Annotated in this window: 13 protein-coding genes; 5 read left to right on the top strand and 8 right to left on the bottom strand. The window is 59.6% G+C overall.

Annotated features, from left to right (window positions below; genetic code table 11):
- Nucleotides 1–69: 69 nt before the first annotated feature.
- The 4 genes from VSQ83_RS15655 to VSQ83_RS15640 all read left to right on the top strand — a co-directional run bounded on the left by VSQ83_RS15655 (nt 70) and on the right by VSQ83_RS15640 (nt 3,604).
- Nucleotides 70–465 carry a hypothetical protein gene (locus VSQ83_RS15655; protein ID WP_133076041.1) on the top strand — a complete coding sequence of 132 codons (396 nt, stop codon included), beginning with the start codon at nt 70–72 and terminating at the stop codon, nt 463–465.
- Nucleotides 466–836: 371 nt separating this feature from the next.
- A complete protein-coding gene (locus VSQ83_RS15650) occupies nt 837–2,504 on the top strand; it encodes a sodium:solute symporter family protein (protein WP_133076042.1) in 1,668 nt (555 codons plus the stop codon).
- Nucleotides 2,486–2,617, top strand: coding sequence for a putative transporter small subunit (locus tag VSQ83_RS15645; protein WP_326397658.1), 132 nt, complete (start codon nt 2,486–2,488; stop codon nt 2,615–2,617). The genes VSQ83_RS15650 and VSQ83_RS15645 overlap by 19 nt, the downstream gene beginning before the upstream one ends.
- 144 nt (nt 2,618–2,761) lie before the next feature.
- Nucleotides 2,762–3,604: a PhzF family phenazine biosynthesis protein gene (locus tag VSQ83_RS15640; RefSeq protein ID WP_133076043.1), complete on the top strand. Its 843-nt coding sequence runs from the start codon at nt 2,762–2,764 to the stop codon at nt 3,602–3,604.
- Between the two features lie 3 nt (nt 3,605–3,607).
- Here VSQ83_RS15640 and VSQ83_RS15635 read toward each other — a convergent pair whose 3' ends face one another.
- The 7 genes from VSQ83_RS15635 to gcl form a co-directional block, all read right to left on the bottom strand.
- Nucleotides 3,608–5,545, bottom strand: a complete 1,938-nt coding sequence (locus VSQ83_RS15635; protein ID WP_326427173.1) for a DNA topoisomerase III — start codon at nt 5,543–5,545, stop codon at nt 3,608–3,610.
- A 141-nt stretch (nt 5,546–5,686) separates the two neighbouring features.
- On the bottom strand, nt 5,687–6,694 hold the full coding sequence (locus VSQ83_RS15630; protein ID WP_133076045.1) for a sulfate ABC transporter substrate-binding protein: 1,008 nt from the start codon (nt 6,692–6,694) through the stop codon (nt 5,687–5,689).
- 93 nt (nt 6,695–6,787) lie between these two features.
- Nucleotides 6,788–7,609, bottom strand: a complete 822-nt coding sequence (locus VSQ83_RS15625) for an ion transporter (protein ID WP_326427172.1) — start codon at nt 7,607–7,609, stop codon at nt 6,788–6,790.
- 39 nt (nt 7,610–7,648) lie between these two features.
- On the bottom strand, nt 7,649–8,548 hold the full coding sequence (locus VSQ83_RS15620) for an urea transporter (RefSeq protein ID WP_326397661.1): 900 nt from the start codon (nt 8,546–8,548) through the stop codon (nt 7,649–7,651).
- A 144-nt stretch (nt 8,549–8,692) separates the two neighbouring features.
- On the bottom strand, nt 8,693–9,583 hold the full coding sequence (locus VSQ83_RS15615) for a 2-hydroxy-3-oxopropionate reductase (protein WP_219261028.1): 891 nt from the start codon (nt 9,581–9,583) through the stop codon (nt 8,693–8,695).
- A 129-nt stretch (nt 9,584–9,712) separates the two neighbouring features.
- Nucleotides 9,713–10,495: a hydroxypyruvate isomerase gene (gene hyi, locus VSQ83_RS15610; RefSeq protein WP_133076049.1), complete on the bottom strand. Its 783-nt coding sequence runs from the start codon at nt 10,493–10,495 to the stop codon at nt 9,713–9,715.
- 53 nt (nt 10,496–10,548) lie between these two features.
- The gene (gene gcl / locus VSQ83_RS15605) at nt 10,549–12,324 is read right to left on the bottom strand and encodes a glyoxylate carboligase (RefSeq protein WP_326397663.1); all 1,776 of its coding nucleotides are present in this window, start codon (nt 12,322–12,324) and stop codon (nt 10,549–10,551) included.
- Between the two features lie 267 nt (nt 12,325–12,591).
- Here gcl and VSQ83_RS15600 point away from each other — a divergent pair, with 267 nt between their 5' ends.
- The gene (locus VSQ83_RS15600) at nt 12,592–13,032 is read left to right on the top strand and encodes a GlcG/HbpS family heme-binding protein (protein WP_048360808.1); all 441 of its coding nucleotides are present in this window, start codon (nt 12,592–12,594) and stop codon (nt 13,030–13,032) included.
- Nucleotides 13,033–13,172: 140 nt separating this feature from the next.
- On the opposite strand, the gene VSQ83_RS15595 is transcribed toward VSQ83_RS15600, so the two are convergent.
- Entirely contained in the window at nt 13,173–13,778 is a 606-nt protein-coding gene (locus tag VSQ83_RS15595; protein WP_219261031.1) for a TetR/AcrR family transcriptional regulator, read from the bottom strand.
- Between the last annotated feature and the right edge of the window lie 119 nt (nt 13,779–13,897).

Here is a 13,897-nt window from a genome sequence, read left to right as displayed (position 1 = left end):
GAGCAAGCCCGCTCCCGCAGACAGAGGTTTAGCCGGCACAATAAATAATGACTCACAAGAGAAGTCACCATGGCCGTATTTGCACGCATCACCCTGCTCAGCCTGGTCCTTGGCCTGAGCGCCTGTGCGGTTCATCAGCCTTATGAGCCGACGGCGCCCTCAACGCCGATGCCGCCGCCGACGCCCCAGCCCTCCGGCAAACCGCTGCCGGACATGCCGATCCCGAAGGCGCCGAAACCCTTGCCACGCACCTCGGCCACCTTCGCCCCGCCGCCGGGTGGCCCCAGCCACTGGGATGCGCGCATGGGCGTTTACGTGCTGGACAACCAGACCAACATTTTCTACCGCCAGCGTGCCTACTACCGTTGGGACAATGGCTGGAGCCGTTCGGTGAGCCCCAACGGGCCGTGGGAAGAGACTGACATCAGCGGCGTGCCGCCAGGGTTGAGTCGGCAATTCAAGTAGTGCTCAACGGCGACCTTCGGGTCGCCGTTTTTGTTTGTGGTCGGACGTTGGGTGCCAACCAGCACAATTTGACTCGAATCTGTATACTTCACATCCGTCCGCGTCAGGGCTTTACGCTTCTGATGCAGGACTTATCTCCCGGCACCTGCCGGCCATTGCTGCAAGCACCGGGCTCAACGTGCTAGCGCACGCTTTGCCTTTTGACCTGGGACGCCACTTGCGTTCCGTCACTTGCCAGCCATCACTCTGACAACCCACGGACCTCTGTCCGCTATCGCCTGCCTGTCAGGAATTCCGGGTTGTTGCGCTTGCCGATTCCTGGCCTTTCGTTGCGTCAGTAGCGATTGCGCGCACATAAAAAGGAGAAAGGAATGTTTCAACTTTCCACCCTCACTGTGTTGCTGCTTATGTTTTGTTTCTATGGCCTGACTTTTCTGGTTTCTTTGCGTGTGGGTCGCAAGGAAGAAAATGTCGATGGTTATATGGTTTCCAATAACTCCATCGGTTTTGGCATGTCAGCCGCCAGCATGACGGCCACCTGGATCTGGGCGGCATCGTTTTATGCCGCCGCCACTGCGGGTTACAAATTCGGGATCTCGGGGGCGCTGCACTACGGCTTCTGGGGCGCGCTGATGATTTTGTTCATTTACCCCTTTGGCCGGCGATTTCGGCAACTGGCACCCAAGGCCCACACGCTCGCTGAAATCATGCATGCACGGCACGGGCGCTCCAGCCAGATGATTCTGGCGGGTTCCAATATTGTCGGAAGCCTCATCAGCCTGATGGTCAACTTCACCGCCGCCGGGGCGTTGGTGGCGGTGCTCTCGCCGCTTAGCTTTACCCACGGCGTTCTGATTGCGGGCGTGGGTATTCTCACCTACACCATCTGGTCGGGATTTCGCTCGTCGGTGCTCACAGATTTCGGTCAGCTGTTCGCCATGATCTTCGCTGCCGTGGTGATCATTCCGATTATTTTCTTTCAGCTGGGCGGCCCGGAACTCTTTGCCCAGGGCATGCCGAAGATCACGCCCGAGCAAGCCAGCTTCTATTCCAAAACCGCGATTCTTGAGCAGGGTGCACCGTACTTCGTCGCCGTGCTGGCCTACGCCATCGGTAATCAGACCATCGCCCAGCGCCTGTTTGCCGTGCGCGAGGACTTGATGAAGTCGACCTTTGTCACGGCCACCATCGGTTATGCCTCAATCGTGATCGGGCTTGGCATGCTGGGTTTTATGGCATTGCTGGCCGGTATCGAACCGCTGGACGGCGATCTCAACAACCTGATCCCGCAAATGGCTTCGACCTACTTGCCGCCTTTTGCGGTGGGGCTGTTTTTCATCATGGTGATTGGTTCGCTGTCATCCACTGCCGACTCGGATCTGTCCGCGTTGTCGGCACTGGTCATGACCGACGTGTATGGCAAGAACATCGCCAAGGGCAAGCCAAACCCCAAAACCATGTTGTTTGTGGGGCGCCTGACCATGGTGCTGGCAACGATGCTGGCAATGATTTTCGCCAGCATGAAACTCGATATTCTGACCATGCTGATTTTTGTCGGTGCGCTGTGGGGTGCCATCGTGTTCCCTGTCATCGCCAGCCTGTATTGGGAACGGATTACCAATGCAGCGTTTACCAGTGCGGCGATCGCAGGCTTTGTGATGTTTTTGGTCGCGCGGTTCGAGTTGCTGGAGATGCAGGGTTTGGTGGCGCTGTTTTTCGAATGTTGCGCCTCGATAGGTGGCGGGGTGGTGATCGGACTGATGGCATTCGGCTTCTTGGGTAAGCGCGCCGGGTTTGTGCTGGGTGCGCTGGCCTTTATGGTGTTTGCGCCCTTTGCGTTTGGTTTTTTACGTGATTACCCGGTACTGCTCAGCTCATTGACGGCCTATGGCGTCAGTACGGTGGTGTGTGTGCTGGTGAGTTTGCGTTCCAACCAGACATTTGATTTTGACTGCATCAACGAACGGGTGGTGGCTTTTCACCACAACCCTGAACCTGACACTGAAAACGGAGCCTCCCCATGTCCAGTTTCGCTTTGACTGCTTATGTATTGATCTGGCCGGCCATCGCGGCCGCGGTGATGCTGACACTGTGCGTGAGCCTGTGGCGCGACATGCGCAAGGCCAGGCGTGACGGTACGGATCTGGTTTAACCCGTGTAACAGGGGTTAAGACGAGAAGGCCGCGATCTGCATGTACAGCCGATCGCGGCTTTTGTGTTTCTGCACCCGCGACAAAATCGCGCCATTTTTCCCCTGATTGTGTAGGGTGCTACGGGTCGTTATCAGGAGCTGGCCATGAGCCCATTTGAATTCAAGCAAGTTGATGTCTTCAGTACGGTTGCACTCAAGGGCAACCCGGTTGCCGTGGTGTTGAACGCTGACAGCCTGACCGACGGGCAGATGGCCGACTTTGCGCGCTGGACCAATCTCAGTGAAACCACCTTCGTGCTGAAACCGCAAAATCCTGAAGCGGATTACCGCTTGCGCATCTTTACCACTCTGAAAGAACTGCCGTTTGCCGGGCACCCGACGCTGGGCAGTTGTCACGCCTGGCTGGAAGCCGGGGGCACGCCCAAGGGTGAAGAAATCATTCAGGAATGCAGCGCAGGCTTGATCAGAATCCGCCGCGACGCCGGGCAACTGGCCTTTACGGCGCCGCCTCTGTTGCGTACCGGCGCTGTCGAGAGTGAATTGCTGCAACGTATCTGTGGTGGCCTGGGTATCGAGTTGCAGGCGGTGGTGCTGGCGCGTTGGGTCGACAACGGTCCCGGCTGGGTGGCGCTGATGCTGCGCGATCGCGAGCAGGTACTGGCTTTAAACCCTGATTACGCACAATTGATGGGCCTGTCCATCGGGGTGGTCGCGCCCTGGAATGCCGGGCGTGATGGCGATGAGGCGCAGTTTGAAGTACGTGCGTTCTGTGCCGGTGAAGGCATGCCCGAAGACCCGGTCACTGGCAGCCTGAATGCCGGGCTGGCCCAGTGGTTGATCGGCGACGGTCTGGCCCCGGCGCGCTATGTGGCCAGTCAAGGGACGGCAATGGGGCGAGCAGGGCGCGTAGCCATTGAGCAGATCGGCGACGATATCTGGGTGGGCGGCTCAGCAGTGACCTGTATTTCGGGGCAACTCTCGCTTTAGCATTCATGCTCCCTTGGCTTTCACCGCCCGTTTTGGCTTGGCCTTGCCGGTTGCGGCCTTGCGTTTCTTTTTCCAGGCAGGTGCCGCACCTGCCGGGCTGGCCGGGCCGCTGATGGTCAGCGTCAGGGCGCTGCAACGCTCGATGTGCTTGCTCATCCAGGCCGCCTGCTTGGCGACGAATACGTCGAGGGTCATTTCGCCGCTTTGCACCATGTCCAGCGCCTGTTCCCAGATGGCCGTGGTGCCGGGGTCGGCGATGGCGCGGGGCACGGCGTCGATCAGGCTGAAGGCGGGCGCCGTGGCGGCCAGGGCCTTGCCGTTTTTGATCAGGTAACCGCGGTCCAGCAAGCCCTGGATGATGCCTGCCCGGGTGGCTTCGGTGCCGATGCCGGTGGTGTCCTTGAGTTTTTGCTTGAGCAGTGGGTCTTGCACCAGCTTGGCGACGTTTTTCATCGCCTTGATCAGGTCGCCTTCGGTGAAGGGCTTGGGTGGCTGGGTCCACAGGTCTTTGAGGTTGACCCCGACAATCGCGCAGTCCAGGCCTTCGCGCAATACAGGCAACGGTTGTGGTGCCGGGGCTTCGCGGCCCTTGGCCGGGGCCAGGGCTTCGGGCAGTGCGCGCTTCCAGCCGGGCTCGACGATTTGCTTGCCGACGGCACGCACATTTTGTCCTGCGCAATCGAAGTCGGCCTGGGTGCGGTCGTATTCGTGGTTGGGCAGAAATTGCGCCAGGTAGCGTGCGCGAATCAGCGTATACACGGCGCGGTGTTTGCCGCTCAGGCGGTCAAGGTTTTTGGCGGCCGCCGTGGGGATGATACCGTGGTGGGCGCTGACCTTGGCATCGTTCCAGGCCCGTGAACGGCGCTGGGGGTCCAGATACGCGGCCAGTGCCCCCAATGCCGGGTCTGCGTGCTGCAGGGCGCTCAGGATCGACGGTGCTTCACCGTGCTGGCTTTGCGGCAGGTAGCCACAGTCGCTGCGCGGGTAGGTGATCACTTTGTAGGTTTCGTACAGGGCCTGGGCGACGTCCAGGGTTTCCTGGGCGCCCAGGCCGAGTTTTTTTGAGCACACCTCTTGCAGCGTGCCCAGGTCGAACGGCAAGGGTGCCACTTCACGCATGCGCTCGGTGCGCAGCTTGATCACCCGGGCGCTGCTCGCGCTGTTCATTGCGGCGGCGGCCTGCTGTGCATGGGCCTGGTTGAGGCAGCGGTCCTGGTCGTCGCACGTGTCGGGATCCGCGCGCCATTGTGCGGTGAACAACTGCCCGTCGTGTTTGAGTTGCACATCAATGGCCCAGTAGGCCACGGGGATAAAGTCGCTGATGCTGCGGTCACGGTCGACGACCAGGCGCAGCGTCGGGGTTTGCACCCGGCCCACCGGCAACACGCCCTGATAGCCGGACTGGCGACCGAGCAGGGTGAACAGGCGGCTCATGTTCATGCCGATCAACCAGTCGGCCCGTGAGCGTCCCAGTGCCGAGTGGTAGAGGTTGAAGGTTTCGGCCCCCGGTTTGAGTGCGGCCAGGGCCTTGCGAATGGAGGCGTCGTCCAGGGCTGACAGCCACAGGCGCTGGATCGGGCCGCGATAGCGGCAGTGCTCGACCAGTTCGCGGGCGATCATCTCGCCTTCACGGTCGGCGTCGGTGGCGATCACCAGTTCGCTGGCTTCCCCGAGCAGGCGCTTGACGGCCTTGAACTGGCTGGCGGTCTTGGGCTTGACGCGCATTTTCCATTTTTCGGGAACGATCGGCAGGTCGGCCAGTACCCAGCGCTTGTAGCGCTCGTCGTAGGCGTCGGGCGGGGCGGTTTCGAGCAGGTGGCCGATGCACCAGGTGACGGTGGCAGCGGGGCCGATCCAGCAGCCATCACCGCGTCGGCTGGCACCGAGTACGGCGGCGATATCTTTGGCCTGGGAGGGTTTTTCACACAAAAACAACCGCATCGCTCAACTCATTCAGGGTGCGCAGAAGACGCACAGCATGGGCAGAGACGGGCGCGAGGGCAAGTGTTTTTACTGGTTTTTTGTACAGCTATTGCGGGGAGGGTAATGCTCTTCCCGTAGTCGCTGCCGAGGTTGGTGGGATTATTGACCGTTATAAATCTGGTCGAACACGCCACCGTCGTTGAAGTACTTTTTCTGCACGTCGCGCCAGTCACCGAAGGTTTTCTCAACCGACAGGAAGTCGACTTTCGGGAAGCGGTCGTTGTATTTGGCCAGTACTGCCTTGTCACGTGGACGCAGGTAGTTGTTGGCGGCGATTTCCTGGCCTTCAGGGGACCACAGGTACTTCAGATAGGCGTCAGCGGTTGCGCGGGTGCCTTTTTTGTCGACCACTTTGTCAACCACGCTCACTGGCGGCTCGGCTTCTGCCGATACGCTCGGGTAGATCACTTCGAACTGGTCGCGGCCAAATTCACGGGCAATCATTTCAGCCTCGTTTTCGAAGGTCACCAGCACGTCGCCGATCTGGTTGGTCATGAAGGTGGTGGTGGCTGCACGGCCGCCGGTGTCGAGTACCGGCGCTTGCTTGAACAGCTTGGCGACAAAGTCTTTGGCCTTGGTTTCGTCACCGCCGTTTTTCAGCACATAACCCCAGGCCGAGAGGAAGGTGTAGCGGCCGTTGCCCGAGGTTTTCGGGTTGGGCACGATCACCTGTACGCCGTCCTTGAGCAGGTCAGGCCAGTCGTTCAGGGCTTTCGGGTTGCCTTTGCGCACGATAAACACAGTGGCCGAGGTGAACGGCGCGCTGTTGTCGGGCAGGCGTGTGACCCAGTTTTGCGGGACCAGCTGGCCGTTGTCGGCCAGGGCGTTGATGTCGGTGGCCATGTTCATGGTGATCACGTCAGCCGGCAGGCCGTCGATGACTGAGCGGGCCTGTTTGCTGGAGCCGCCGAAGGACATTTGTATGTTGAGCTTTTCGCCGTTGTGCTCTTGTGCCCAGTGCTTCTGGAAGGCCGCGTTGTAGTCCTTGTAGAAGTCACGCATCACGTCGTAGGACACGTTCAGCAACGGCGGAGGAGTCGCTGCGTGAGCGACGCTGCCGAGGGCCAGGCCTACGGCCAGAATTGAAGCACTAAAGAGTTTTTTCACTGCGAATTCCTTGTTATGGAGAGCAATAAGGGCAATTTGCCAGCAACTATAACGGCTGACGCATAGTCCTTAAAAGATTAAAAAGTGCTGTGGTTATGCATTTTTAGCAAAGAGTGTATTGCCGCAACGGGAACAAAAAGAAGCCGATTGTTCGTGGGTGTTTTTCTTGCAGGTGGGGCAGTCGTGCTTGAGCTGTTCGCCGCGCATGGCATTGGCCAGCTCGGCGGTGAAGATGCCGGTGGGCACGGCAATGATCGAGTAGCCGGTGATCATTACCATGGCCGAGATCACTTGGCCCAGCACGGTCTTGGGCACGATGTCGCCAAAGCCCACGGTCGTCAGGGTGACGATGGCCCAGTAAATGCTCACCGGGATGCTGGTAAAGCCGTTTTCCGGGCCTTCGACCACGTACATCAGGCTGCCGAACACCGTGACCAGGGTCGAGACACTGACCAGGAACACGATGATTTTCTGCTTGCTGCCGCGTAGGGCCGCGAGCAGGTAGTTGGCCTGGCTCAGGTAGGGTCGCAGTTTGAGGATGCGAAAAATGCGCAGCATGCGGATGATGCGGATAATCAGCAGGTACTGCGCGTCGCTGTAATAGATCGCCAGGATCCCCGGCACGATGGCCAGCAAATCCACCAGCCCGTAGAAGCTGAAGGCGTAACGCAGCGGTTTGGGGGAACAATACAGGCGCAGGCCGTACTCGATGGCAAAGACAAAGGTAAAGCCCCACTCGATATAGGCCAGCATGTTGGCGTAGTCGCGGTGAATGCTGTTGATGCTGTCGAGCACCACCACCACCAGGCTGCACATGATGATCAGCAGCAGTGCGGTGTCAAAGCGCCGTCCTGCGGGTGTGTCGGCCTGGAAGACCATGATGTACAGACGCTGGCGCCAATCCTTGTTGTCCATGCAGGTTGCTCGATGCCCAAATGTCAGAAGGTTCGAGTATTAACGCTCAATGCGCAACCTGCATTGTTCTTCGGCATCGGGTGCCTGGGGACTGAGTATCCGTACGCTGGCATGTACCAGCCAGCAACTGAGAATAAACGGCGCCGTTAATGGCGCAAGCCCCAGGGCGATAAACCCGGGTGTAAGCAACAGGGTGACGAGGATGCCGACTAATGGAAGCCACGGCCGACGTCGCTGCTGGCTCAGGGCCAATGCGGCGAGTACCGGGTTGTAGCCTGCCAGCCCGTCCAGTGCGGCGGCCGTGTCCTGTTGATACAGCCCAAATGCCAGGCCCGCCAGCGAACCCGTAATGGCCCATAGCGCCGCCCGATGACTGCTCAGGCACAGGCCGAGCACAATCAGCAGCCCGGCAACGGGGTGCTGTAGCAGCATCACTTGGGCCACGCCTTTGAACACGGCCTGTACCAGCGTCAGGCTGTTGACGGCCTGATCGGGGTTCAGGGCAGGGGCAGGGGTGTTGTTCAGGTGCAGCAAGATCCAGCCAAGTGCCACAAACGGCGCGGTATAGGCCAACAGGCTTTGCCCGTGGGCGGCGCGTTTTAGCCACTGGTGGACGAGCATCGTGCTCAATCCTGCACTGGCAATAATCAGCAGGGGCAACAGGGCGGACCACTCCAGTTGGTGGCTTAACAGCAACCCCAGCAAGATGCCGTTGTAACTGTAGAGCCCGGCCTGGCGTTCGGCTTTGGGGTAGTCGCGACGTTGCGCGGTCAAGAGCCCCGCAACACCGCCCAGCAAGGCGCCACCGAGCAGGGTGGGAGCACTGAGCAGAATCGCCAGCAGGCACATCACTCCGCACAGCGGATGGCGCTGGAGGAAGATTTGGCTGAAACCGGCGCACAGGGCAGTCGCCCAGTCGGGGCAGGGGTGTGAACTCATGATTGTTACCTGGTAGTCGCTGCCGAGGCACGAAGGCTGCGAGCTCTTGATTGGCTCCCTGCATGATCAAGAACTCGCAGCCTTCGTGCCTCGGCAGCGACTACAGGTAGTGCGGTCTCCCCAAAAAAGGGCAGACCGGCGGGGTTACTTGTCGCGAATCGAGAAGTTGGCCATGTGTTCCAGGCCTTTGATCAGCGCCGAGTGGTCCCAGTTGCTGCCACCGATGGCGGCGCAGGTGCTGAACACTTGTTGGGCGTTGGCGGTGTTGGGCAGGTTGATCCCCAGTTCGCGGGCGCCTGCCAGGGCCAGGTTGAGGTCCTTCTGGTGCAGGCTGATGCGGAAACCCGGATCGAAGGTGCCCTTGATCATGCGCTCGCCGTGGACTTCAAGGATTTTTGACGAAGCAAACCCACCCATCAGGGCTTCGCGAACCTTGGCCGGGTCGGCACCGTTCCTGGCGGCAAACACCAACGCTTCAGCCACTGCCTGAATGTTCAGGGCAACGATGATCTGGTTGGCCACCTTGGCGGTCTGACCGTCGCCGTTGCCGCCGACCAGGGTGATGTTTTTGCCCATGCTCTGGAGCAGGGGAAGGGCGCGGGCGAAGGTTTTTTCGTCGCCGCCGACCATGATGCTCAGGCTGCCGGCCTTGGCGCCCACTTCACCGCCAGACACTGGGGCGTCCAGGTACTGCGCGCCCTTGGCGTTGATTTTTTCAGCGAAGGCTTTGGTTGCCGTCGGCGAGATCGAACTCATGTCGATCACCACCTTGTTCGGGCTCAGGCCTGCGGCGATGCCGTCTTCACGGAACAGCACGTCTTCGACCTGAGGGGTGTCCGGCACCATGACAATAATGAATTCGGCTTCCTGGGCCACTTCTCGCGGACTGGCCAGGGCGATTGCGCCTGCGGCGACCAGATCGGCCGGTGCGGCGCCGTGATGGGTCGACAGAAACAGGCTATGCCCGGCCTTTTGCAGGTTGCTGGCCATAGGCGAACCCATGATGCCTGTGCCGATAAATCCGATTTTAGCCATGACAAATCCTCTTATTTTATAGGGTCTTTGTAGTCGCTGCCGCAGGCTGCGATAAGGCCCGCAGGGCCTTCAAGGGGGACTGCTGCGCAGTCCATCGCAGCCTTCGGCAGCGGCTACAGTGTTTTGTGGTTACACCGCGTTATGGGTCTTGAGCCACACCAGACCGGCTTCGGTGCTGGTCAGTGGCTTGTATTCGCAACCCACCCAGCCCTGATAGCCAATGCGGTCCAGGTGATCGAACAGGAAGCGGTAGTTGATTTCGCCAGTGCCCGGCTCATGGCGGCCCGGGTTATCGGCCAGCTGGATATGGTTGATGTGCCCCAGGTGCGTTTGCATGGTGCGGGCCAGATCGCCCTCCATGATTTGCATGTGGTAGATGTCGTATTGCAGGAACAGGTTGGTGCTGCCGACCTTTTCCTGAATGGCCAGGGCCTGTTTCGTGTTGTTCAGGTAAAAGCCCGGAATGTCGAGGGTGTTGATCGACTCCATGACCAGCTTGATGCCCGCCGCCTGAAGCTTGTCGGCCGCGTATTTGAGGTTGGTGACGAAGGTTTTTTCGATCAGCGCTTCGTCTGCGCCTTGTGGGCGAATCCCCGCCAGGCAGTTGATCTGGTCGTTGCCCAGTACCTGGGCGTAAGCAATGGCCAGGTCAACCCCGGCACGGAACTCCTCGACCCGATCCGGATGGCAGGCGATCCCGCGCTCACCCTTGGCCCAGTCACCGGCCGGCAGGTTGAACAGCACTTGGGTCAGCTTGTTGGCATCGAGCTGCGCCTTGATCTCGGCAGAGCTGTAGTCGTAAGGGAACAGGTATTCAACGCCATGAAAACCAGCGTTGGCAGCCGCTTGAAAACGGACAAGGAAATCCTGTTCGGTGAACAGCATGGACAGGTTGGCGGCAAAACGCGGCATGGTGAACTCCTGCAAATAGGTGGCCCCTCTCCTTTAAAGAGAGGGGCCGTCAATTAATCCAGCATCGAAATGGCGGTCGGTGCATCGTTGCCCACCAGCGCCAGGTCTTCAAATTCGTTCACGGCGTTGATTTCGGTGCCCATCGAGATATTGGTCACGCGCTCCAGGATGATTTCCACCATCACGGGTACGCGGAACTCCTTGATCAGCTCCTGGGCCTTGCGCAGTGCAGGCTGGATTTCACTCGGTTCGAACACACGCAAGGCCTTGCAGCCCAGACCTTGAACGACGGCAACGTGGTCAACGCCATAGCCGTTGAGTTCGGGTGCGTTGAGGTTGTCGAAAGCCAACTGAACGCAGTAGTCCATTTCAAACCCGCGTTGCGCCTGACGAATCAGCCCAAGGTAGGAGTTGTTCACCACGACGTGGATATACGGCAGGTTGAACTGTGCGCCCACGGCCAGTTCTTCGATCATGAACTGGAAGTCATAGTCGCCGGACAGCGCCACGACATTACGGTCGGGGTCGGCCTTGACCACGCCCAGCGCCGCAGGAATGGTCCAGCCCAGAGGGCCGGCCTGACCGCAGTTGATCCAGTGACGCGGCTTGTAAACGTGCAGGAACTGCGCACCGGCAATCTGCGACAAACCGATGGTGCTGACGTAGCACGTGTCTTTGCCGAATACCTGGTTCATCTCTTCGTACACGCGCTGGGGTTTGACCGGCACGTTGTCGAAGTGAGTCTTGCGGTGCAGCGTGGCCTTGCGTTGCTGGCAGTCTTGCAGCCAGGCGCTGCGGTTTTTCAGCTTGCCGGCGGCCTTCCATTCGCGGGCCACTTCGAGGAATACCTTGAGCGCGGAACCTGCGTCGGAAACGATGCCCAGATCCGGGTTGAACACGCGGCCGATCTGAGTTGGCTCGATATCAACGTGTATGAACTTGCGACCCTCGGTGTAAACGTCAACCGAACCGGTATGACGGTTGGCCCAACGGTTGCCGATGCCCAGTACCACGTCGGACTTGAGCAGGGTGGCGTTGCCGTAGCGGTGGGACGTCTGCAGGCCGACCATGCCCACCATCAGCGGGTGATCGTCGGCAATCGTGCCCCAGCCCATCAGGGTCGGGATGACCGGGATGCCGGTCAACTCGGCGAATTCCACCAGCAACTCACTGGCGTCGGCGTTGATGACGCCCCCGCCACTGACCAGCAGCGGGCGTTCGGCCTGATCGAGCAGGGCCAGGACTTTTTCAGCCTGCAACCGGGTCGCCGACGGCTTGGCCAGTGGCAGCGGTTCGTAGGCATCGATGTCGAATTCGATCTCGGCCATTTGTACATCGAACGGCAGGTCGATCAGCACCGGGCCTGGACGCCCGGAGCGCATTTCGTAAAAGGCTTTCTGGAAGGCGTAAGGCACCTGGCCAGGTTCCATCACGGTGGTCGACCACTTGGTGACGGGTTTGACGATGGTGGTGATATCGACTGCCTGGAAGTCTTCTTTATGCATCCGCGCCCGTGGTGCCTGGCCGGTGATGCACAGAATCGGGATCGAGTCGGCCGAAGCGCTGTAAAGGCCCGTCACCATGTCGGTGCCTGCCGGGCCCGAAGTGCCGATGCACACGCCGATATTGCCGGCCTTGGTACGGGTGTAGCCCTCGGCCATGTGCGAGGCGCCTTCCACGTGGCGAGCAAGGACGTGATCGATGCCACCGACCTTTTGCAGGGCCGAGTACAACGGGTTGATTGCGGCACCCGGGATACCGAACGCGGTATCGACACCTTCGCGACGCATCACCAGAACGGCGGCTTCGATTGCTCTCATTTTGCTCATTGTTTTGTGCCTCTTACGTTTTGTAATTGTATACAAGTGGCTGTTGAGCGAGTGTATTCATCCTCCGCGGTGCAGGTCAATGGCTTTTGTTGAATCTGTGACTGATGAGTCCCAGTCCCTGTATTCAGGCACTGCCGGTATTTTTTAAATGAATGGCTCATTAAAATTGTATACAAAACAATTTTATATTGTGTTCTATTGTCTGCATTGAATGCGCCTTGAAACGGCGCGCGAAAGGCTTTCCATAACAAGATAAGGACGGCAACCATGAGTGCTTTAACCTTGAAAGTCGCTTTAGACCTTACTGCTCAGGCCTTGAGCACGGGGCGCCAGATCAGCGCGGCACCGTTAACGGTGGCGGTGCTCGACAGTGGCGGACATCTGTTGGCGCTGCAGCGCGAGGATGGCGCCAGCCTGTTGCGTCCCAGCATCGCGATTGGCAAAGCCTGGGGCGCGATTGCCCTGGGCAAGGGTTCGCGTTTGCTGGCGCTGGACGCACAGCAGCGCCCGGCGTTTTATGCCGCCCTTAACGGGATGGGGCAGAGCGACGTCGTACCGGCGCCTGGTGGGGTGTTGATCCGTGATCAATCGGGGCAAGTGGTCGGCGCGATCGGCATCAGCGGCGACACCTCGGATATCGACGAGCAGTGCGCGATCAGTGCAGTGGAAGCGCTGGGCTTGCGGGCGGATGCGGGGGTGGTGGTCTAAACGCAGAGACCGTATTGAGGGGGGGGCGGGGCGGGCCTTGTGGGAGCGGGCTTGCTCGCGATGCAAACGGCGCGGTCCCTCAGGAGTGCGCGGTGATGCCATCGCGAGCAAGCCCGCTCCCACAGGTTTCTAAGAGGGGCTCAGTCTGGAGTACAACCCTTGAGCACCAGCCGGATGATGGTCTGGGTCGCGGCTTCGTAGTCGCTGTCTTCGAGTTTGGCCTTGCCGGTGATGGCGGTGATCTGCCAGTCAAAATCGGCGTAGGTCTGGGTCGCCGCCCAGATGCTGAACATCAGGTGATGGGGGTCGATCGGGGCTATCTGGCCACGGTCGATCCAGATCTGGATGCAGTCGATGTTGTGCTTGGCCTGGACGTTGAGCTGTTCGACCTGTTTTTCGCTCAGGTGCGGGGCGCCGTGCATGATCTCGCTGGCAAACACCTTGGAGGCAAACGGCAAGTCGCGGGAAATGAGGATTTTTGAGCGGATGTAATTGCTCAGCACTTCGTTCGGTTCGCCATCGGCATTGAACGGTGTCGAAGCCCGCAGAATCGGGTCGATAATGCTCTCAAGTACCTCGCGATAGAGGTTTTCCTTGGATTTGAAGTAGTAGTAGACGTTGGGCTTGGGCACGCCTGCCTTGGCCGCGATGTCGCTGGTTTTGCTGGCGGCGAAACCCTTGTCAGCGAACTCTTCGCTGGCGGCACGCAAAATCAGTTCTTTATTACGCTCGCGGATACTGCTCATAAACCCGATATGTCCTTGCCTTCTGGGGCGGTCGGGCATGGTAGCACCGGGCTTGTAAGTGGCTCAAGATTGCAGCTTTCGGGCTGTCACGCGCTATGCTTGTGGCCATTCAATCCCAA

This window comes from Pseudomonas sp. DSV-1 (genome assembly GCF_035830915.1).
Classification (GTDB): Bacteria; Pseudomonadota; Gammaproteobacteria; order Pseudomonadales; family Pseudomonadaceae; genus Aquipseudomonas.
This window is presented reverse-complemented; position numbering and strand designations above follow the sequence as displayed.

What these genes read in the sequence shown, in the direction of transcription:
- VSQ83_RS15655 (WP_133076041.1), top strand. Translation starts at nt 70, where the DNA reads ATGGCCGTATTTGCACGCATCACCCTGCTCAGCCTGGTCCTTGGCCTG.
- VSQ83_RS15650 (WP_133076042.1), top strand. Translation starts at nt 837, where the DNA reads ATGTTTCAACTTTCCACCCTCACTGTGTTGCTGCTTATGTTTTGTTTC.
- VSQ83_RS15645 (WP_326397658.1), top strand. Translation starts at nt 2,486, where the DNA reads ATGTCCAGTTTCGCTTTGACTGCTTATGTATTGATCTGGCCGGCCATC.
- VSQ83_RS15640 (WP_133076043.1), top strand. Translation starts at nt 2,762, where the DNA reads ATGAGCCCATTTGAATTCAAGCAAGTTGATGTCTTCAGTACGGTTGCA.
- VSQ83_RS15635 (WP_326427173.1), bottom strand. Translation starts at nt 5,545, where the DNA reads ATGCGGTTGTTTTTGTGTGAAAAACCCTCCCAGGCCAAAGATATCGCC.
- VSQ83_RS15625 (WP_326427172.1), bottom strand. Translation starts at nt 7,609, where the DNA reads ATGGACAACAAGGATTGGCGCCAGCGTCTGTACATCATGGTCTTCCAG.
- VSQ83_RS15620 (WP_326397661.1), bottom strand. Translation starts at nt 8,548, where the DNA reads ATGAGTTCACACCCCTGCCCCGACTGGGCGACTGCCCTGTGCGCCGGT.
- VSQ83_RS15615 (WP_219261028.1), bottom strand. Translation starts at nt 9,583, where the DNA reads ATGGCTAAAATCGGATTTATCGGCACAGGCATCATGGGTTCGCCTATG.
- hyi (WP_133076049.1), bottom strand. Translation starts at nt 10,495, where the DNA reads ATGCCGCGTTTTGCCGCCAACCTGTCCATGCTGTTCACCGAACAGGAT.
- gcl (WP_326397663.1), bottom strand. Translation starts at nt 12,324, where the DNA reads ATGAGCAAAATGAGAGCAATCGAAGCCGCCGTTCTGGTGATGCGTCGC.
- VSQ83_RS15600 (WP_048360808.1), top strand. Translation starts at nt 12,592, where the DNA reads ATGAGTGCTTTAACCTTGAAAGTCGCTTTAGACCTTACTGCTCAGGCC.
- VSQ83_RS15595 (WP_219261031.1), bottom strand. Translation starts at nt 13,778, where the DNA reads ATGAGCAGTATCCGCGAGCGTAATAAAGAACTGATTTTGCGTGCCGCC.